The organism is Mesorhizobium sp. LSJC280B00 (assembly GCF_000502835.1).
Classification (GTDB): Bacteria; Pseudomonadota; Alphaproteobacteria; order Rhizobiales; family Rhizobiaceae; genus Mesorhizobium.
On sequence record NZ_AYVL01000017.1, the window covers coordinates 167,915 to 187,719 of the forward strand.

Below are 19,805 nucleotides of genomic sequence, written 5' to 3' on the forward strand. Positions count from 1 at the left end.
ACCGATCGCTGTTGGCATCGGCCGCTGTTTGCCACTATCTGCCTGGCTTCGACTACATACCGATTTGTCCGCTGCTGACCGGGAGGTGACCATGGCCAAGCTGATCAAGAGACTGCCGACGCTGCCGGCGGAGCGCGCGCTGAAAGTGATTTCGGGCCGCTGGAAGGCGGTCATCCTGTACCATCTCTTCGACGGGCCCCGGCGGCTGTCGGCGCTGCAGGCACTGATGCCCGATATCACCCAGAAAGTGCTGATCCAGCAGCTTCGCGAAATGGAAGAGCACGGCCTCGTCCGTCGCGAGATCTTTGCCGAGATACCTTCGCGCGTCGAATATTCGGCGACGCGGCTCGGCCTCAGCCTCGAGCCGATCCTGCTGGCACTTTGCCAGTGGGGCCAGCATCATGCCGACGAGCTGAATGAGATGGACCGCCTTGCCGATTGCATCATCAGACCACGGCAAGCGCAGGACGCCCATGCCGTGTGAACAAAAAGGGCGGCGCATGCGCCGCCCCAATGCTTGGGAGAATTAATCCTTGGGAGGACTGCTCGAACCTGTGCTCAGGCCGCCTTGACTTCCTCGGCGACGGCATCGGCCTGACGCGCCGTCTTCAGCACCCTGGCCCACCATGCAATGTCGTTGACCAGCGCGGTTGCCGCCTGGTTGAGGTGCTCGAACTCATCGAGCTTCTTGTCGCCTTGCTTGACGGCAAGGAAATCGGCCCAGGCGATGTGTACGGCGGACTTCACCGGCGCCATCTGCAACTCGACCGCATGCAGCCTCAGCTGCTCGACCGCGCGCGCGCCACCGACGCTGCCATAGCCGACGAAGCCGGCCGGCTTCTTGTTCCACTCGTTGGCGGCGTAGTCGATGGCGTTCTTCAGCACGGCCGTCGGGCCATGATTGTATTCCGCGGCGGTGAAGATGAAGCCGTCGAATCCGGCGACCTTCTTTTGCCAGCGCTGCGCCACTTCGTTCTGCGACGGCACCCAGGCGGAGGATGCGACCTCATCGAAGAACGGCAGCGGGAAATCGCGCAGGTCGACGACTTCAACGTCGATGTCGGCGTGCGACTTGGCTATCTTGGCAATCCATTGGGTCGGGACGTCGGCAAAGCGGGCCGCGCGGGTTGAACCAATGATGATGGCGATTTTGGGTTTTGACATAGAGGGGGCTCTCCTTACGGGAATACTGGTATCGTTTAGATACCTGAGCTATATGAGTAACTGGCCGCTCAATGTGCAAGGAGGCACTTTTTTGTTACCAAGGCACCCGCACCGCACCGAGGACTGCCGCGCCATCTCGGAAATCCTGCAGCGCGTCGGCGACAAATGGACGGTGCTCGTGGTCGGCAAGCTTGGCAACGGGCCGCTGCGTTTCAACGAGTTGCGCAGCGCGGTCGGCGGCATTTCGCAAAAGATGCTGACCACGACCTTGCGCGGGCTCGAGCGCGACGGCTTCGTTACGCGCACCGTGTTCCCGACCATCCCGCCGCGGGTCGACTACGAATTGACCGATCTTGGCTACGAACTGCTGGTGCCGGTCGATGCGCTCGGCGAATGGGCACGCAAGAACACCGAGCGCGTCAAGGCGGCGCGCGAGAAGTTCGACGCCATGCACAGCTGAACCCTTGTGCTGCAAGGGTTTGAACCTGTCGGGATCCTCCGGACGAGCCCTACTGCTGTAACTGCATCTTGCTCTTCGGCAGCTTCTCGATCCGATTCCATTTCGGGTTGGGACTGACCACCTTGCCGCCAATTGTGCAGGTCGTGGTCGTCTCCTTGCGGCAATTGCTCACCGTCGTGCCGCTGGTGTCGCATTTCGTCGCCGAGCAGATCTCGCACTTGGCCGCTTGCCCGTTGATGGTGCGGTTTTCCGACGTGCAGGTGGCGCCTGGATCGCCTTTTTTGACCTCCGCCAAAGCGCTTGCGGACGACAGGCAGAACAAGGCTGCAAAGGCACCCGCCAGGGCAGCGTTCAGCATGTGTTGACGCATTGTCTTTCCTCCCAAGATCCCGTCGGTCGCGCTGCAGGCGCGCATGCGGGAACCCGTTAGCCAAAGACCACGCGGGATCGCTGTCCGCATCCCCCGCGCGGGAGAGACGGCTGTTTAAATCCGTCTTCTGGAATCAGGCCGGGTCAGCCTTCGGCCGGAACCGCCTTCGGCTTGCCTTCGCCGTCCAGCGCCACCATGACGAAGTCGGCATGGGTGACCTTCTCCATCAGATCGGAGAGATAGCGCTGCGCCCAGGCCTCGACCTTGAGCGTCATCGAGGTGCGGCCGACGCGTTCGACATGCGTATAGATGCACAGCGTGTCGCCGATCTTCATCGGCTTGGCGAAGGACATTTCCTTCACCGCCGCCGTCACCACGCGGCCCTTGGCGCGCTCGGCGGCACGGATGCCGCAGGCGAGATCCATCTGCGCCATCACCCAGCCGCCAAAAATGTCGCCTGCCGCATTGGCGTCGGAAGGCATGGCCAGCGTCCTGAGCGTCAGATCGCCGATCGGCCGCCCGTCCGCGTAATGCACCATTTGGCCAATCCTCTCGAAGCCGATTGTCCCGATCCCGTATCGTCATGGCACGGACAGGTCAACGCGCCACTGAACAGGTCGCGGCCTGAGGTTCGGCTATCGGTCGACAGTGTTGAAAAGATGCTGTGCGGAGCTAGACGAGCGCACCAGCAGGATTGCATTCCATGGTCGAGGTAAGAAAGCTTACCAATAGGCGTGCTTCACAAAGCGGGCCAGGGCGTCGGGACGTAGCCATAGGCGTTGCCCTCGCGAATAACATGACCGATGCCTGGAAAGGGCCGGTGCATGCCTGCGACGAGCAGGCCATCCGCCGACACCATGTCGAGCACCTTCTTGCGTGTGGCGATTGCGGCCTCCTGGTCCACGTCGAAGGCGATTGCCCATTCCGGATGCGCCAATTGCAGCGCGGAGGCGTGGATTACGTCAGTGAAGAGCAGCAGGTTGGCGTCACCAGAGCCAATTCGAAGCGCGAGATGCCCCGGCGTGTGTCCAGGCGCAGGCAACGCCCTGATCCCGGGCGCGATCTCGACTTCGCCTTCGATCTTCCGGACCTTGCCATGGTAAGGCACCAGCGATTTGCGCGCTATTTCGAAGTACGGTTTCATCTGGTCGGGCGCCTTGGACCGGATCCCGTCATCGTGCCAGAAAGCGAATTCCGGCGCGGCAACCACGACCTCCGCTGCCGGGAAGGCGGCCTTGCCTCCAATACCGACAAGGCCGTTGGCATGGTCGGGATGGAGATGGGTGATGATTACCGTGTCGATTTCTTCCGGCCTGACGCCAGCGGCGGCGAGCGCCTCAGGTATATGTCCCAGTATGGGCCCCATCGCCGATGCCGTGCCGGTATCGATCAGCACCCGTCTGTCACCTTTGGTGACAAGGTAAGCATTGACCGAGGTCGGGAGTGGTTTTGGCAGGAATGCCTTTGCCAGCAGCGCTTCGGCGGCAGCCGTATCTGCGGAAGGGAAGAGTTCGAGGCCGAGATTGAGGTAGCCGTCGCTCAGTGCTGTGATCTCGAGGTCGCCGAGCATGAACCTGTGGGCGCTCGCAAGCGAAGCCGGAGACCGGGCGGCGATAGCCGCAGCGTTGCTCCCAAAGAGGCTGATCGGGGAAAGCAGCAGGGCGCCGGCACTAAAGGTGCCGATGCCGAACGTTCGACGGTCGATATTCATGGTCTTGTCCTTCGAATTGCAGATGAAGCTAGTCCCAGACGTCGTCGCTGCCGGGGCGGATGCCGACCGCTCGGACCCACCCTTCGGCGGTGGTCGGCGCGGGTCATGGCCAACTCCTTGCGACATCAATAATCCGCCTCATAAACAGCGGGAATAGCGATGGGATGCAGTTCACTGCTGCAGCTTATGCAGCAATCGACTTAAGCGGGTAAGGCTGCTGGGTCCGCCGTCCGCTAAACGGCCTCGCCGAGCCCTGGCTTCGCCTACTGGACAGGTTGCCGGGGTTCGAGCGCTCGGCGCAACGTCGGCGCCTCTTGCTCGATATCATCCCACAGACGGTTCGAGATCGGCCCGTGCGGCCGGTCGCGGCGGCGCGCCACCACCAACTCCTCGGTGCGGCCTGGCAGATGACGACCGGCAATGGATTGCAGGCGTCCGTCGCGCAGTTCTTCCTCGATCAGGAAGCGGGGCATGTGGCCCCATCCGAGGCCTTGCAGGATGATTTCCTTCTTCATGCCCTGATCGGCCACCATGCATTGAGGCGCACCCTCGATCATGAAGTAGTCTTGTTGCGGTGAATGGCGGGCCGTGTCGCGCATGACACATTGGGTGAACGCGTGCATCTGATCCGGCGTGATGGGGCGCTTGATGCGCTCCGGCAGAAAGCCCGAAGCCACCACGGGAACGAATGGCACCTTGCACAGATCGATCCATTCCACCCGCGGATCGCTCTTGTCGATCCAGTGCAGGATCAAATCGGCTTCGTCATCGAAGAGGCGCTCCCACGGGCCGCCCACCGCCTCGAAATGCAGGTGCAGGCGTGTGCCCGGACACTGGGCGAAGAACCGTCCGAGCATGCCCAATGCCTGCGGACGCGGGCAAAGGTCGCCGATCACCACATGGATCTCGCTTTCTTCGCCCATTGACAGCTGAGCAGCATGAAGCCGCAAGCCCTCGAGCTCGCGCAGCAGCGATTGTGCCCTGCGATGGAACGACAGCCCTGCCTCGGTGGGGCGCACGCGATAGCCGCTGCGATCCAGGAGAACGAGGTCGAGTTGCCGCTCCAGCTTTGCAACGGCTGCGAACACAGCCGGGTGCGAGCGATGCAGCATGGCCGCCGCAGGCTGAAAGCCGCCGCAGCGGACCACCGCATCGAAGCATTGCAGGTCGTGCAAAGTGAATTCGGCCATGTCAGCTTCTATTACAGAGATAGTCCTATCTTTGTAATATCCTCAAAAGCGCGCCGCAGCTAGGCTTTGCCACATTCAACGCTCCAAGAAGGAAGGTGTATTCACCATGAATGAGCTGGATTTCGTGACCGTCGGCGATGGCACACGCATCGCCTACCGCATCGACGGCGACGCCGGGAAGCCCGTGCTGATGCTGTCGAATTCCATCGCCACGACGCTGCGGATGTGGGACATGCAGGTCGGCGAGCTGTCGAACCATTTCCGTGTTCTGCGCTATGATTTTCGCGGCCACGGAGGGTCGAGCGTTCCGGCCGGCGCTTATTCGCTCGACCGGCTTGGCCGCGACGTGATCGAGTTGCTCGACACCCTGGGCATTGAACGCGTACACTTCCTCGGTCTGTCGTTGGGCGGCTTCGTCGGGCAGTGGCTCGGCATCCACGCGCCCGAGCGGATCGAGCGCTTGATCCTGAGCAACACCTCGTCCTACCTCGGACCGGCAAAGCAGTTTGACGAGCGGATTGCCGCCGTGCTGCAGGCGCCGGATATGTCCGAAACCGCCGAGATGTTCCTGGGCAACTGGTTTCCTGCGCGTATGCTGGCGGCCAACGAGCCCGTCATCGAAGAATTTCGCGCCATGCTGCTGGCCATCGACCGGCAAGGCTTGGCTGGTCTGTTCGCGGCGGTTCGCGATGCGGACCTTCGCCGAACCGTAGCGCTGATTTCCAGGCCAACGTTGGTGATCGCCGGCCGGCACGACACTGTGACAGCCGCCAGCCATAGCGAGTTGATCGCGGCGATGGTGCCCGGCGCGAAACTGGTTGTCCTGCCCGCGGTCCACTTGTCGAATGTCGAGTACCCCACCGAGTTCATGGAGGCCGTGCTTGGTTTTCTGCGCTGAGATGGAGCACGACAGGGACGCTGAGTGAAACCCCGGTTTGAACATCCCCGCATGGACCGCAACCTATGATGCGCTAGCGCGCAGTGCAGGCTAGACTGGGCAATATCAATAGCGGATGACGGCTGACATGGAACTTGGCTTTCGCCCATTAACGCCCGATCTGTGGCCGGCGCTCGAGGACCTGTTCGGTGACAGCGCCGTCTGCAGTCGCTGTTGGTGTATGTACGGACGGATCGGCAGTTCTTATCGAAAGCGACCCGGCGAGGAAAACAAGGCAGCGTTCCGGCAGGCCGTCCAGCATGGTCCGCCTCCGGGTTTGCTCGCTTTCGACGGCGATACGGCTGTCGGCTGGTGCCGGGTGACGCTGCGAGATGCCCTGCCCTGGCTCGATCGGCTATGGCAGCTCAAGCGCGTGGACGACAGGCCGGTCTGGTCCCTGTCCTGCCTCTACGTGCGAAAACGATACCGCAGGCGGGGCGTAACATTCCAGCTGATTGCGGAAGCACTGGAAGTCGCAAGGCGCGCAAATGCTCCGGCACTCGAAGCCTATCCTTTCGAGGCCGACGTATCGCCGAGTGCTTCCGGCAGCGGATATGCCTCCACCTTCGCGCGCGCCGGGTTCAGGGTCGTCGCTCGCAGAACGCCGGCCCGCCCGATCATGCGCTATGATTTCAAGCAGATTGCCGATCATCGCCTGTGATCGCAGCTTGAAGTTTCGGCTATGGGTGGAAAGTTGCCATCCAGCCGCTATTGCGCCCGCTTCGCTGTCACCGGCGAACATTACTGAACGCAAACAGATTAATCAAAGCCGTAGCGAGGCTCACCGACATTGCAACAGCAAGACTAGACTTCCGCAGCGGATCGCAGCTTGGCAAGTCTCACGTCTCCGGCCGAACGAACTGGCTGGCGACCTTAGGTTGTAGGCGCGAAAGTCACCGTCGGGCGTGATTACCAACTCTGTGATGTTCGCCCGTTGTTTTCGATGTGAAATCAGGTTGACAAGGTAGACCCTAGAACCCGTCAAAAGTGGGTAAATGGAGCTATTAGGGACAATGCGTTCGCAGGAAGAATGGTCAAGCAATGAAGACGCTCGTGCATACAGAGAGCTCCGAACCCTAGTCGATAAATGGAAACGCCTCGGGACGAAGACATATCCGGATGGAACAGAGTGGATCGGGCATACTCCTGATCGAGCGCCTGAAGCGTATTTGCATCAACTGTATGCGCCGCTTGACGCCATCGGAATTGGGCAGATGGAGTCTGAAATTTCGCGTCGACTCCCAGATAATTTCCGTTGCTTTCTCATGCTCCACAACGGGATAGGTCTGTTTGCGAATTATATAAACGTCTATGGGCTGCGACGCAGCTGGTCACGCACAAATTTAGTGGAGGCGGGTCAACAACCCTTCTCCATACTGGAACCGAATGTACAGAGACGGCCAGGCAATGCACCAGACGATGTTCTCTTTATTGGTTCACTCGGGGATAATAGGAATTTAATTGCCATGAATCCGGACGGGAGGGTCTTTCGCTGGGAGAGTGATGATCCTCTGTTGGGTTCGATCAACTCCTACTCAAGCGTGTTCACCTTCCTGCTGGAAGAAGCCAATGAGGTTGCGGCCTTGTTCGACCCGGATGGGCGCAGATGCGATTCTGATAGCTGAGCTTCCAAACCAGCTCCGGCAACACGCCGAAATCCAAACCGGGTATCGCCAGTCGCTTTTTTCACAAGCGATGCCGGAAGCTCCGGTGATGACGGCGGCTTGCGGCATCTAGGCTGCAGCCTGAAATTCGGAGCCAGCCGCATCCATCATGCAGACCTATGATTTCATCATCGTCGGCTCCGGTTCGGCCGGCTCGGTCCTGGCCGAGAGACTGTCGGCTTCCGGCCGCTTCTCGGCGCTGGTGCTCGAGGCCGGCGGCAGCGACCGTCGCTTCTACGTGCAGATGCCGCTCGGCTACGGCAAGACCTTCTTCGACCCGGCGGTCAACTGGAACTACAAGGCCGAGCCGGATTCGGGCCTGGCCGGCAATGCCGACCACTGGCCGCGCGGCAAGCTGCTCGGCGGCTCGAGCTCGATCAACGCCATGGTCTGGATCAGGGGCGCGCGTGAGGATTTCGACGCTTGGGCAGCGGCCGGCAATCCCGGCTGGGGCTTCGACGACCTGCTGCCTGCGTTCAAGGCGCTGGAGGATAACCAGGCCGGCGCCGACCAATGGCGCGGCGTCGGCGGGCCGCTGCATGTCACCGACTGCTCGACCTCCGTCCATCCGCTCACCAAGCGCTATCTCGCCGCCGCCAACCAGGCCGGCCTGCCGCTCAACCCGGATTTCAACGGCGCCTCGCAGGAAGGCGTCGGCGCCTACCAGATCACCACCAGGAACGGCCGCCGCATGTCGGCGGCGCGCGCCTTCCTGCGCCCGGCGATGAAGCGCAAAAACGTCCGCGTCGAGATCAACGCCCTAGCGACAAAAATCCTGTTCGAGGGCAAACGCGCCGTCGGCATCGAATATCTCCAGAATGGCGCGACGAAAACCGCCCGCGCCGGCCGCGAGATCATCCTGTCGGGCGGTTCGGTCAATTCGCCTCAACTTCTCCAGCTTTCCGGTGTCGGCCCGTCGGCGCTTCTTGGCGCGCTCGGCATTCCCGTCGTTCACGCCAACGAGAATGTCGGGGCAAACCTGCAGGACCATGTCGGCATCAACTACACGTTCAAGGGCAGGCTGCCGACGCTCAACCAGATCCTGCGCCCGTGGTGGGGCAAGCTGCTGGTCGGCATGCAATACGTGTTTTTGCGCTCAGGCCCGCTGTCGCTGTCGATGAACAATGCCGGCGGCTTCTTTCGCACCGATCCGGCCACGGCACGGCCCAACATGCAGCTCTATTTCCAGGCGTTTTCAACCGTCATTCCGAAGAGCGGCGAACGCCCGATCCTGACACCCGATCCATGGCCGGGCTTTTCCATCGGGCTGTCCAATTGCCGTCCGTCGAGCCGCGGCGAAATCATGATCCGTTCCGCCAATCCGCGCGATTATCCCAAAATCGTCGCCAATGCCTTTTCGACCGAGGCGGACGTCGCTGAAATGCTGGCGGCGGTGAAATTCGTCAGGAAGATCGCCTCGATGCCGGCGATGGCCGAGATCATCGAGGAAGAGGTTTTGCCCGGTCCCTCGATCACCTCCGACGCGGATCTCATTCAGGATTTCAGGAAGCGCTCGGGCACCGTCTATCACCCGGTCTCGACCTGCCGCATGGGGCCGGACGCGGCGCACGCCGTCGTCGATCCGCGCCTCAAGGTACACGGCCTCGAGGCGTTGCGCGTTATCGACGCCTCGATCTTTCCCGACAACATAACCGGCAACACCAACGCCGCCGCGATCATGACCGGATGGAAGGGCGCCGAACTGGTTCTGGAGGATCAGAAATGAAAATCACCGACGTCAAGACCTGGGTGGTCGGCAATCCGCCGCCCGGCATCGGCGGCAAGTATTTCATCTTCGTCAAGCTCACCACCGATGGCGGCGTCGTCGGCTATGGCGAGGCCTACAACGCCACCTTTTCGGCTCATGTCACGGCGAAAATGGTTGAGGACATGGCCGAACGCTATCTGATCGGCCGCGATCCGCACGACGTCGAGAATTTCTTCCGCCGCGCCTATTCGTCCGGCTTCACCCAGCGCCCCGACGTGTCCGGGATGGGATGCTTTTCGGCGCTCGAAATCGCCTGCTGGGACATTATCGGCAAGGAGGCCGGCAAGCCGGTCTATAAGCTGCTCGGCGGCCAGGTTCACGAAACGCTGCGTTCCTATACCTACCTCTACCCGCACAGCGGCAGCGTCCATTCGGAGGACGCCCGCGGCAAGAACGTCTACAACGACCCCGATCTGGCCGCCGCCTGCGCGCTCGAATATGTCGAGCAGGGTTTTAACGCGGTCAAGCTCGACCCAGCCGGCCCCTACACCGCCTTCGACGGCCACCAGCCGCGCCTCGTCGACATCGACCTCTCCGCCCGCATGGTCAAGGCGATCCGCGAGGCGGTCGGCACAAGAGCCGACATCCTGTTCGGTACGCACGGCCAGTTCACCGCATCGGGCGCGCTGCGCCTGGCTCGCGCCATCGAGCCCTATGATCCGCTGTGGTTCGAGGAGCCGGTGCCGCCCGACATGCCCGAGGTGATGGCGCAGGTCGCCCGCGCGACCTCGATCCCGATTGCCACCGGCGAGCGGCTGACGACCAAGTTCGAATTCGCCCGCGTCATCGAGAACCGTGCGGCGACCATTCTTCAGCCCGACCTTGGCCGCTCCGGCGGCATTCTCGAAACCAAGAAGATCGCCGCCATGGCCGAGGCCTATCACATCCAGGTCGCGCCGCACTGCTATTGCGGACCGATCGTCGGCGCCGCCAACATCCAGCTCGCGGTAACGCTGCCCAACTTCCTCATTCTGGAATCGCTGAAACAGTGGGACGGTTTTCACGCGAAGCTGCTCAAGAAGAAGATCGAATGGCAGGACGGCAACGTCATCCCGTCGAAGGAGCCAGGCCTCGGTGTCGAACTCGACGAAGCCGTCTGCGAGGCGCATCCCTGGACCGGCAAGGACCTGCATTTGCAGATGCTGCAGACGCCGCTGATGCCGTGAGCGCGCGTCAGAGCTATGCCTTCGTCGGTCTTGGCCATCTCGGCGGCCAGCTCGCCGCCAACCTGATCCACAACGGCTTTGCCGTCACCGTATTCGACCGCGACCCGGCGGCCGTCGAGCGGCTGGTGATGCTTGGTGCCGATGCCGCCAACAGCCCGGCTGATGCCGCTGGCCGCGCCGGCAATGCCATCACCTGCCTGCCCTCGCCAAAAGTCAGCGAGGCGGTGCTGGCCGGCCCCGGCGGATTGCTCGAAGGCCTGCCCGCAGGCGGCAGTTGGATCGAGATGTCGACCAATGGCCAAGACGAGATCGTGCGCCTTGCATCCCTCGCCTCGGCAAGAGGCGTCGAGACGCTCGAATGCCCGGTCACCGGCGGCGTGCATCTGGCAGCCGTCGGACAGATCACCGCGCTGGTCGGCGGCGACGCAGCGCTTTATGCGCGCCACCGCCCTGCCGTCGAGGCGATGTGCGCGCGCTCGTTCCTGATGGGTCCGATCGGCTCGGCGGCGGTGATCAAGGTCATCACCAACATGCTGGCCTTCATCCATCTGGTCGCCGCCGGCGAAGCGCTGATGCTGGCCAAAAAGGGCGGGCTCGACCTTGCCCAGTCCTATCACGCCATCGTCGCCTCCTCCGGCAACAGCTTCGTCCATGAGACCGAAAGCCAGCTGGTGCTGAACGGCTCCTACGACATCGGCTTCACCATGGACTTGGCGTTGAAGGATCTCGGCTTCGCGCTCGGCATGGGTGAAAAATTCGGCGTGCCGCTCGAGCTTGCCTCGCGCGTCGACGCAATCTTCAGGCAAGGCAAGCAGGACTATGGCGGCAGCGCCTGGTCGACGATGATCGTGAAACTGCTCGAGGATGCCGTCGGCACCGACCTGCGCGCACCCGGTTTCCCGGCTAAACTCGCAAGTTGATATTGGCCGGATTATCAATCGATTTCAGTCGATTGGAGAGATCGCCGGAACCAGAGCTGCAGTCAACTGAATCAAAGTCTCAACGCCTTGATTCAATATCTCAGCGTCAATGCGCCGGGCAGGATCTCGAAGGTCGCCGGTATGCGACCCGGCGATTCGCCGTCTATGTCGATCAGCGCGGCGTTCTTTTGCACATCGCCGAGCGGCTCGACAACCACTTTCTTGCCGCGCAGGATGGTGATCGCCGGATGGTTGCGGTGCCGCCCGCCATAGAGCAGGCGGATGTCCCAGATCAGCTTCAGCTTGCCGGCGGCGCGCAGGATGACGATGTCGAACTCGCCGTCGTTAAGCTCGGCGTCGGGCGCAATCATCATGCCGCCGCCGAAGAATTTCCCGTTGGCCACCGCCACCAGCGCCATTCGCGCCTCGACCGGGGCACCGTCGTCGATGGTGATCGCAACGTCCTGGAAGCGGTAGCGAAGGAATTCCCAGACCGTGCGCCAGTAGAACAGCGCCTTGGCCGAAACCTTGCCCTTGCGCTTGTCGGCGTTGACCGCGCGGTCGGTAGCGCCGGAAAGCCCGAGGCTGGCGATGTTGATGAAATGGCGGCTGGCCAGCGCGCCGTGGTCGTCGACATAGCTGATGCAGCCGGCATCGACCTTGCGCGGCTTGGCCTCGGCAATCCGCTTCAGCGTCAGATCGACATTGTTCGACAGGCCGAGCCCGCGGGCGAAGTCGATGCCGGTGCCGCAAGGCAGCAGCCCAAGTTCGGCCGTCCGGCCGCTTTCCCGGAAAGCCTTCAGCAGCCCGTCGGCAACCTCGCTGGCGGTGCCGTCGCCGCCGGCCGCGATCACCAGCTCGAAGCCGATGGCGGCAAGGTCGAGCGCCAGCCGTTCGGCATCCCCCTCGGCCTGCGTTTCACGCAGCTCGAAATCGCCGAAATGTCTTTTCAGCGAAGCCGCAACCTCGGGCCAATGCCGCTTGAGCCTGCCGCCGCCGGCGATCGGATTGAGAACCACCGCGACCTTCAAGCCCGCCTCCCCAAGGCCATCGAACACGCCTTCCAATCATTTGCCGGCATTGAAGCCCGCGCCGGGCCGCAGGGCAAGGGTCGATTACCCGACAATGCGGCTTCGGCATCGAGGCGGCAAATCCCGACCGGCGGCGGCAGAGATCGGAAAGTCGCTATTTTGGCAGGGTTAGTCCCCGATAATCCCGCTATCCACAGGCATGCGGCAGTTCCGCCAAACGCTTATCCGACGTACGTTAAAACCTATCTCAGGCGGCTACCGATCGCCACGCCGAAAGGCAAAGCGGAACGGCGGATTTCCTGAGGCCCGTACGGCCCTGAACGAGAACAGGCTTGCTTGTTGGAGGGATGGACGCCGAGACCTACGGGGCCGCGGAAAGCGTGCGAACGCCGACGGCGGACCGATGCTGCCATGAAGGACGGCAAAAACCTTCGATGGCGCGCTGGGCAAAGCTCGCAAGAGTGGAGACCGGCGTGGTCCGGAACGGACGCTGCCTTCGGGCGGCGACTGGCAGGACCGTCAAAATCAAGGCCGGCATGGCGCGACATCTTTCGGGAGTTGCTGCCGCGACCGTGTCCTGATCTGACAGGGAGGCGCTGGGAGAAATCCCGGCGCCGACTGTCTTTGTGGCCCCGCCTGACGATTTTGCCGGCGACGCTTCACGCTGCGCCAAAATCAGCTACTATCCATTTGTCGTCGGGGGCCGTTTAAAGGGGCTGACGGCAGGGGGACATTTCATGACGCTCATCCAGAGGCTTGCCGTTGCCTATGCTTTCCTGTTCTTCGGCGTTGTTGCCATCGGCTATGTGCCGGCCTTCAACGATGCCGGCGGCAATCTGTTCGGCCTGTTCTCGCTGCAATGGTATGATGATTTGCTGCACGCCTTCTCCGGCGTCTGGGCGCTGGCCGCCGCTTTCATCTCGCACCGCCAGGCGGTGTTCTATTTCAAGCTGTTCGGCTCGGTCTATCTGTTCGACGGCGTGCTCGGCCTGGTCACCGGTTCCGGCTGCCTCGATGGCGGCATCTTCATCAACGGCTTCCGCTCCCTGAACGACATCGAATTCCCGGCCCGCTTCTTCGCCAACCTGCCGCACATCGTCATCGGCGGCTTCGCCGTCTACGTCGGGTTCTGGCTGTCGAAACGTGTGTACGACCATTTCGCCACGGCCTGACCAGCCATGTTCCTGTTCCGCTGGCTGAAGCGCATCATCAAGGCGATCCTCTGGCTCGTCGTCATTGTCGTGTTGATCCCGATCGCCGGGCTGGCCTACGGCTTTCTCACCACGCCGTCGCTGGACACAACACCATTGCCGGGCATCGCCGAGGGTGCTCCGCCAAAGGCGCTGGCCGACAAGGTCCGTGCCGAGATCCCCGGCTACCAACGGCCGGAGGAATCGACCTTTCTCACCTATCCGGAATGGGCCATCGTCTACGCCGCCCGCGAATATGCCGGCTTTGTCGACAAGAACCAGCCGAGCGGTTTTCCCTATCTCTCCTATATCGGCCGCTTCTGGCAGGACTATGCGATGGTCATCCGCGCCAGCTCCACCTACAAGTTCAACCTCGACAACCACCAGATGCTGGTGGTCATCGGCACCAGCCACACGATCGAGCACGCCATCCAGTGGGCCTATGAAAATACGATCGGCCGCGTCACCGAAGCGACAGCCGGCAAGCGCACCGCCGTCGACATCTACCAGGCCAAGGTCGCGGCCGATTATGCCGGTTTTCTCGACCAGGTGCCGTGGTACCAGTTTCCCTATGCCGAAAAACGTGCCGGCCTGTTAGCCGTCCAGCCGGCGCCGGACGACAGCGCCTTCCGTACCGGCGAACGCAAGCTCGCCTTCGGCCTCGCCGACACGATCAAGCAGGGCTACGCCGATCTGATCAAGTCGGCGCTCGCCGCCACCACCGACCCGGCCCTGCTCGACATTCATGTCTGGGCCAAGGGTCCGGTCGGGGAAGTGACGCGCAACGAACCCGACACCTTGCTGGAGCGCGATCTCGGCGCCGACGGCACGGTCTTCGTCACCAGGCGCTATCAGGTGTTCACCGACATGATCCCGCGCCTGATCGACAAGGGCGTCTCCTTCGTCGAGATCGGCGGCAATGACGAGATCATGGTCACCATGCTTTCCAATGACGAGATCAATGTTCCCGAAGGTGCACGCACCTTGTTCAGCTACCCGCTTCCGGCGGAACCTTCGACGCGCCGCACCGGGCTGACTGTCGCCGTGCGCAAGCTGCACATCGTGCTGCCGGCGCTGATGACGGCGGGCGCCAGGCTCGAGCATGTCTACGATTACTGAGGCCTTTCGGTCACAGCCGGCCTCGGCAAGACGTTGCGTGATGCTCCGCCACGCTCATTCCACAATCGCGGCCAAATCCCGCCTTGTTCCGCAACGATTGATGATGCCGTAGACACGTTGTCTTGCGCACATGTGCCAGGCAACTCGGAGGGACAAGACCGTGATCAAGACCGCCCTTGTCGCCATGACCATCGTCGGCTGCGACTGCGACGCCAGGCTTTGCGAATATATCGGCGAGACGCCCGCCAAATGGTCGACCATCGCCGAATGCGAAGCGGCGATGAAAAGCCAGATGCTGCACGAGCGCAATTTCGACTATCCGCTGGTCTCCGGCATCTGCCGGACACAGAACTCGTCTTCGTCATCGCAGCTCGCTGTGACCGCTTCCGAGCCTGAATTGACGACGGCCAGCACCGCAGCGACAGACCCGCTGCCACCGGAACTGAGCCATCGGCCCAGTGCTGCGGTCGGAACGCAGGCCACGGCGACGGAAACGGAAGCCGTCCGGCCGGTCGCCTATGAAGCGGCGGTCGATGGCGGCAGCGCCCTGCTCTACCGCACGAAGGCCGGCTACGCCGTAGTCAAGACCGATCTCGGCCGCGCCGCATCGGCAACGATCGGCATCGCCAGGCGTTCGGCGAACTGGCTGGCGGCGAAGCTGCCTGACGGTCTGTAGCCGCCGCTTCAGGCCGTGCCGATCAGTGCCTTGACGGCGCGATAAAAAATCGACGAAAACAGCTCGCCCGGATCGTATTGCAGCTTCTTCGCCAGGAAGGACGGCAGTTCCGGATAGGAGGCAAGCAGTTCCTTGCCTGTGTAGTGGAGCTGGTAGGGCAGGAAAAAACGCCCGCCATGCTTGATCGTCACGTCGATCAGCGCCCTTGTCAGCGCCCGCATCCTGGCATTTCCGTCGGCGTCTGTCGGCTGATTGATGTAGAGCACCAGCGAATAGGCCGGCTCCGGCGCATAATTCAGCGCCACATCCTCCTTGTGGACGATGCGCACCGACGCGTTGAGCACCGGCAGGCTCTGGTTGCGCAGGATCTCGCGCGCTTCCGCGATGAACGGGTTATAGGCCGCCCGCGGGATGAAATACTCGTGCAGGATGTCGGTCTCGTCGAGCAGATCGTTGAACAGATAGGGCACTGAATCGTGCATCGGATTGTTGCGCGTGACGAGGCAGGCCTCGCCCTCGGCCATTGCCGTCGTCCGCGCCACCGTGCAGCTCTCGAATTGCGGCTCCAGCGTCTTTTCGGTGAACCATTTCAGCTCCTGGAACAGGCTGCCCCATTTCGCCAGGTTGATGATCACCCGCTTGAGCCCGACCGAACCCGGTTCACCGATTGCCGGCTGGTCGGCCGGCGGCTGGTCGGCCACCTTGTCATAGCGGTAGACGATCATATCCTCGAGGAAATTGCCCGGCGCAGTCGACAGATGCCCATAAAACAGACCGATCGCCCTGTTTGGCTCCAGAACCTCGGCGAAGAACGTCGGGAAATCGTCCGATTTGATGATCTCGCGCGAGGTCCGGTAGACGGCGTTGTCGACGATGTCGAGTGTCGCCTCCAGCACCACGCCGAACAGGCCGTAGCCGCCGACGACGTGGCGGAACAGCTCGGTATTTTCGGCCGGTGAGCAGGTCGTCACCGAGCCGTCGGCCAGCATCACCCGCATCGAACGGATCGAGCCGGCGACCGAGCCGGCCTGGTGGTCCATGCCATGCGCGTTGACCGACAGCGAGCCGCCGACCGAAAAGATGTCGGTCGACTGCATCGCCTTCACCGCGAAGCGCGGGTGCAAAAGGTTCTGGATGTCGTGCCAGCGCGCGCCCGGCTGCAAGGTGATCGTCTTCGCCGTCGGGTCGACACTGACCTTGTTGAATTTGCGCATGTCGAGGACCAGCGCGTTATCGTCGAAGGCGTGGCCGCCCATCGAATGGCGCACCGCCGCGACCGAGACCTTCAGGCCATTGGTGCGGGCAAAGGCGAGCGCGCTTGCAATGTGGTCTTCCTCGCTGACTTCGACGACGCCGTAGACCGGCGTCATCGACAGGCCGCTGGCATCGTTGATGTCGCCGCCCTTGGTCAGCCATGGCAGCGACGGATCGTAGGCTGGCGGGCCCTCCAGCGGCTTCTGCGCCAGGTCGATCCCGTCAATGTCGGCGATGCGCCCGGAATTCTTCTGCCCCGACGGACCGCGCGCCAGCCGCGCCACGGTTGTCCCGCCCCACAGCATCGCCCCGCCGACCACCGCCGCACCCAGCAGCAGCCGCCGCGACAGGCGAAACCCCTTGCGTTCCTCGATCATAGCCCCACCCCCGCTATCCCAGGAATAGCGCCTGATGGAGACAAAAACCAGTTGCCATCAGACGTTCGGCAAATGATGATCACAGTCGTTCTGGCGAAAGCGTCGAAAGCAGCCGCACCATGAAGCTTGCCGTCCGTGCCACGATTGCCCTGCTACTCGCGTTTGCTCCGGTCTCAGCCGACGCCCAAAGCGGTGAGAAGGGAGTCCTCGGTGTGGCAAGGGACGATCCGGAGATGGCGGCGGCGATTGAGCAGGCCCGCGCCAGCCTGGATGACTTCCTGATCCTGTCCGAGGCGCCGCCGTCCGGAACAGCCACGTTCAAATTGAAGGTAAGGATCGAAGACGGAACCGCGACGGAACATTTCTGGATCATTCCCTTTCACCGAACGGCGAGCGGATTTGCCGGAATTTTAGCAAACGAGCCGCAGGCCGTGCACAACGTCGTCGCCGGCCAGGAGATCGAATTCACCCGGGACGAAATTTCGGACTGGGGATACACCAAGAACGGCCATCAGGTGGGCAGCTTTACCGTCTGTGTGATGCTCAAGAAGATGTCGAAGGAAGACGCGGACTATCTCCGCGACAATTACGGCTTCGACTGCTGATGTCCGAGCGCGAGGCGCTTTAGCCGCTACCCCGCCTCCTCGTCCTGCGCCCCAATCTTGCGCACCAGCGCCGCGGTCGCCAGGATCGTGGCCATGTCGGCGATGATCGGCGCAACATGCTCGACATAGTCGAGCGGCACAGAGATGTCCGGCAGCTCGAAGAAGTTCTTCGTCTGCGGCAGCAGCAGGAAACCGTCGCTGCCGCTGAGCGCGACGCGCGCCGGATCGTTCGGCCGGGTTTCGCCAAGCCATTCGAGCGCCTGCGCCAGCCGGCCGGTTACCAGCGTCCGCGCCGCTTCGATGTTGTCGGTGCGGAACTCGTAGGCGGCATCGAGCTCCGGCACGCCGCTGGACAGTTCCTGCATCTTGCTGCCGAAGATGCCGCGGAAGAAGCCGACGACCTTGTTGGTCCGGCGCGCGGCCACCAATGTGCCGGGGAACGGCACGATCGTCTCGAAGGCGACGATGACGCCCTTGAACACCGCCGTCGTGCTCTTGCCCGTCCCTTCCCGGAGATCTGCTTCGTAAAGCTCGAACGGAAACCCCTCATAACGGCCGGAAAAAACATCATCGAAAGATTGCCGGTTGAACGGACCAACCGTCTCGCGCGGCAACCGGTCGAACGAATTCGGCTTGACGTTGTGCCGGTACCGCATGTCGTCGATGAAGCCGAAGATGATCGGCAACAGCGTGCTGCGAAACGACTGCTGCAATTTGCTCGCCGGCTTGATCGCCTGGAAATAGAGCAGGATCGCCGCCAGGAATCCGCCGATATAGAGGAACACATGCGGGGTCGAGAACCACTGCTCGTTGGGGTCGGCAACCCCGTTGAAGAGCCAGGCCACAAGCGCCACGAACACCAGCACCAGCCCGATGAAAAGTGGCACCCGCCAGCGCGTCCGGCGATGGGCCGAAGCTCGTTGCGCCTCATAGGCCTCGATGTTCTTCCTGAGGCCGGCGATCACCGCTTCGCTCGGCATGAAATCCGCAGTTTCCATCACCCACCCGCCGCCACAAGCCTGCCCGCGCTGGGCATGATAGCCGGTTTGGTGGACTGCGTCAGCGCACGGCACCGAAGACCGCATCGAGGCGGGCTAGAACCCTTTGCCTGGATTTTCCCGCCAGCGTTTCAACCGGGACCAGCCGCTCGTGATCGCCGGCGCGCAGCCGCATGAAGGCATGCAGCCGGTAGGCGGCGATGGCCCCGCGCGTGCCGGGATCGTCGCTGATGTCGACGACGAGAATGGCGCCGATGCGGCCGGGCCATGGCTGCCGCGCGAAGGCGGTGCCGATGAAATCGCCGAGCCCATAGGCAACGAGCGTCTTGCCGATCCGCTCGATCGGCTGCACGACATGAGCATGATGTCCGGCGATCAGGCCGACGCCATGTTCGGCCAGAAGTCGCGCCATTGCCCGCGTCTTCGCACGTGGAAAATGCCGGAATTCCCAATCCCAATGCGGCACCGCGCAGAGGAGGTCGACACCCGAAGCGGCAGCGTGCGGCCATTGCCTCGGATCGGCTTGCATCGAGACTCGGCCCGCGAACTGAGCCTCGTCGGTATTGCGCCACAAGGTAAAGGCGGCAAGGCCTACCGTCAGCGAACCAACCGCAAACCGCTCGACCGGAGCCGCAGTGCCGATCGTGCGGATGCCTAATTGCTCCAGCGCGGCGACGGTCTCGTCGAAGCCGGCAATACCCTGGTCGAGCACATGGTTGTTGGCCAGCGACAGCACCAGTTTTTCACGCGAAATGCCGGCGGCGGCCAGCGCCTCGGCAAGGAACCGCTCGCTCATCGCGTGGTGCGTGCCAAGCCTGGTGCCCAAAACAGCGCTCGGCCGCTCCACCACCGGGCTTTCGCAATTGCCGACCACCAGATCGGCCGAGGCAAGCAGTGCCGCAATCGCCGGATCGCAGTCCGGCGCGCGGCGATTGGCCACCGCCGAGATATCGCCGACGAAAGCCAGCCGCACCGTCCGCGCCGGCAGTGGTTCGAGCAGGGCTGCGGTCGCCGGAGCAAAGCCGCGCGCGTCGCCCTCGAGCGAAGGCCGGAGGAAGCGTGGCAGCCAGGACAGTTTGTAGGAAAGCGGATAGTTCGACACGCGACGCCCAATCGTTTGCCTTGTGTAGACCGTCCGCCGGATTGATTGAAGCGTCGACTGTTAGCATAAATGAAATGATGACCGGCCCGTCCGAAGGTAACAG

21 protein-coding genes are annotated in these 19,805 nt (G+C 62.5%); 12 read left to right on the top strand and 9 right to left on the bottom strand.

All coding sequences use genetic code 11. The features are described 5' to 3' along the window. Positions 1-91 precede the first annotated feature (91 nt). Positions 92-484 carry a helix-turn-helix domain-containing protein gene (locus X773_RS62190; protein ID WP_023678376.1) on the top strand — a complete coding sequence of 131 codons (393 nt, stop codon included), beginning with the start codon at positions 92-94 and terminating at the stop codon, positions 482-484. A gap of 74 nt (positions 485-558) precedes the next feature. Here the strand turns inward: X773_RS62190 and X773_RS62195 are convergent, their stop codons facing one another. Beyond that, positions 559-1,164: an NADPH-dependent FMN reductase gene (locus X773_RS62195; protein WP_023678377.1), complete on the bottom strand. Its 606-nt coding sequence runs from the start codon at positions 1,162-1,164 to the stop codon at positions 559-561. A gap of 91 nt (positions 1,165-1,255) precedes the next feature. Between X773_RS62195 and X773_RS62200 the strand changes: the two genes are divergently transcribed. Further along, positions 1,256-1,624, top strand: a complete 369-nt coding sequence (locus X773_RS62200; protein WP_023678378.1) for a helix-turn-helix domain-containing protein — start codon at positions 1,256-1,258, stop codon at positions 1,622-1,624. A gap of 49 nt (positions 1,625-1,673) precedes the next feature. On the opposite strand, the gene X773_RS62205 is transcribed toward X773_RS62200, so the two are convergent. From X773_RS62205 to X773_RS62220, 4 genes are all read right to left on the bottom strand, one after another. Next, the gene (locus tag X773_RS62205) at positions 1,674-1,994 is read right to left on the bottom strand and encodes a hypothetical protein (protein WP_023678379.1); all 321 of its coding nucleotides are present in this window, start codon (positions 1,992-1,994) and stop codon (positions 1,674-1,676) included. Positions 1,995-2,137: 143 nt separating this feature from the next. After that, positions 2,138-2,533, bottom strand: a complete 396-nt coding sequence (locus X773_RS62210; RefSeq protein WP_023678380.1) for an acyl-CoA thioesterase — start codon at positions 2,531-2,533, stop codon at positions 2,138-2,140. 200 nt (positions 2,534-2,733) lie between these two features. Further along, positions 2,734-3,705 carry an MBL fold metallo-hydrolase gene (locus X773_RS62215; protein ID WP_023678381.1) on the bottom strand — a complete coding sequence of 324 codons (972 nt, stop codon included), beginning with the start codon at positions 3,703-3,705 and terminating at the stop codon, positions 2,734-2,736. A 263-nt stretch (positions 3,706-3,968) separates the two neighbouring features. Further along, positions 3,969-4,895 carry a LysR family transcriptional regulator gene (locus X773_RS62220; protein ID WP_023678382.1) on the bottom strand — a complete coding sequence of 309 codons (927 nt, stop codon included), beginning with the start codon at positions 4,893-4,895 and terminating at the stop codon, positions 3,969-3,971. 106 nt (positions 4,896-5,001) lie between these two features. On the opposite strand from X773_RS62220, the gene X773_RS62225 reads away from it, so the two are divergent. The 6 genes from X773_RS62225 (at position 5,002) to X773_RS62245 (ending at position 11,350) form a co-directional block, all read left to right on the top strand. Beyond that, entirely contained in the window at positions 5,002-5,793 is a 792-nt protein-coding gene (locus tag X773_RS62225; protein WP_023678383.1) for an alpha/beta fold hydrolase, read from the top strand. Positions 5,794-5,920: 127 nt separating this feature from the next. Continuing rightward, a complete protein-coding gene (locus X773_RS62230; RefSeq protein ID WP_198023584.1) occupies positions 5,921-6,493 on the top strand; it encodes a GNAT family N-acetyltransferase in 573 nt (190 codons plus the stop codon). Between the two features lie 352 nt (positions 6,494-6,845). Continuing rightward, positions 6,846-7,457, top strand: a complete 612-nt coding sequence (locus X773_RS76515; protein WP_198023585.1) for an SMI1/KNR4 family protein — start codon at positions 6,846-6,848, stop codon at positions 7,455-7,457. 148 nt (positions 7,458-7,605) lie between these two features. Further along, positions 7,606-9,222 (top strand): GMC family oxidoreductase N-terminal domain-containing protein, encoded by a 1,617-nt coding sequence (locus X773_RS62235; protein WP_023678386.1) that lies wholly within the window; start codon positions 7,606-7,608, stop codon positions 9,220-9,222. Continuing rightward, complete coding sequence (locus X773_RS62240) at positions 9,219-10,430, top strand: mandelate racemase/muconate lactonizing enzyme family protein (RefSeq protein ID WP_023678387.1); 1,212 nt, start codon at positions 9,219-9,221, stop codon at positions 10,428-10,430. Before X773_RS62235 ends, X773_RS62240 begins: the two co-directional genes overlap by 4 nt. After that, entirely contained in the window at positions 10,427-11,350 is a 924-nt protein-coding gene (locus X773_RS62245) for an NAD(P)-dependent oxidoreductase (protein WP_023678388.1), read from the top strand. The genes X773_RS62240 and X773_RS62245 overlap by 4 nt, the downstream gene beginning before the upstream one ends. Positions 11,351-11,442: 92 nt before the next feature. Here X773_RS62245 and X773_RS62250 read toward each other — a convergent pair whose 3' ends face one another. Beyond that, a complete protein-coding gene (locus tag X773_RS62250; protein ID WP_023678389.1) occupies positions 11,443-12,381 on the bottom strand; it encodes a diacylglycerol kinase family protein in 939 nt (312 codons plus the stop codon). 737 nt (positions 12,382-13,118) lie between these two features. Between X773_RS62250 and X773_RS62260 the strand changes: the two genes are divergently transcribed. From X773_RS62260 to X773_RS62270, 3 genes are all read left to right on the top strand, one after another. Next, entirely contained in the window at positions 13,119-13,553 is a 435-nt protein-coding gene (locus X773_RS62260) for a DUF4383 domain-containing protein (RefSeq protein ID WP_023678391.1), read from the top strand. 6 nt (positions 13,554-13,559) lie between these two features. After that, on the top strand, positions 13,560-14,690 hold the full coding sequence (locus tag X773_RS62265; RefSeq protein WP_023678392.1) for a hypothetical protein: 1,131 nt from the start codon (positions 13,560-13,562) through the stop codon (positions 14,688-14,690). Positions 14,691-14,850: 160 nt separating this feature from the next. Continuing rightward, a complete protein-coding gene (locus tag X773_RS62270) occupies positions 14,851-15,366 on the top strand; it encodes a hypothetical protein (RefSeq protein ID WP_023678393.1) in 516 nt (171 codons plus the stop codon). An 8-nt stretch (positions 15,367-15,374) separates the two neighbouring features. Here X773_RS62270 and X773_RS62275 read toward each other — a convergent pair whose 3' ends face one another. Further along, positions 15,375-16,997, bottom strand: a complete 1,623-nt coding sequence (locus X773_RS62275) for an FAD-binding oxidoreductase (protein WP_023678394.1) — start codon at positions 16,995-16,997, stop codon at positions 15,375-15,377. 119 nt (positions 16,998-17,116) lie between these two features. Here X773_RS62275 and X773_RS62280 point away from each other — a divergent pair, with 119 nt between their 5' ends. Further along, positions 17,117-17,602: a DUF2314 domain-containing protein gene (locus X773_RS62280; protein ID WP_023678395.1), complete on the top strand. Its 486-nt coding sequence runs from the start codon at positions 17,117-17,119 to the stop codon at positions 17,600-17,602. A gap of 26 nt (positions 17,603-17,628) precedes the next feature. On the opposite strand, the gene X773_RS62285 is transcribed toward X773_RS62280, so the two are convergent. Together X773_RS62285 and X773_RS62290 are read right to left on the bottom strand one after the other, a co-directional pair. Further along, positions 17,629-18,600: a DUF3137 domain-containing protein gene (locus tag X773_RS62285; protein ID WP_023678396.1), complete on the bottom strand. Its 972-nt coding sequence runs from the start codon at positions 18,598-18,600 to the stop codon at positions 17,629-17,631. Positions 18,601-18,661: 61 nt separating this feature from the next. Further along, on the bottom strand, positions 18,662-19,702 hold the full coding sequence (locus X773_RS62290; protein ID WP_023678397.1) for a CapA family protein: 1,041 nt from the start codon (positions 19,700-19,702) through the stop codon (positions 18,662-18,664). Positions 19,703-19,805: the final 103 nt, after the last annotated feature.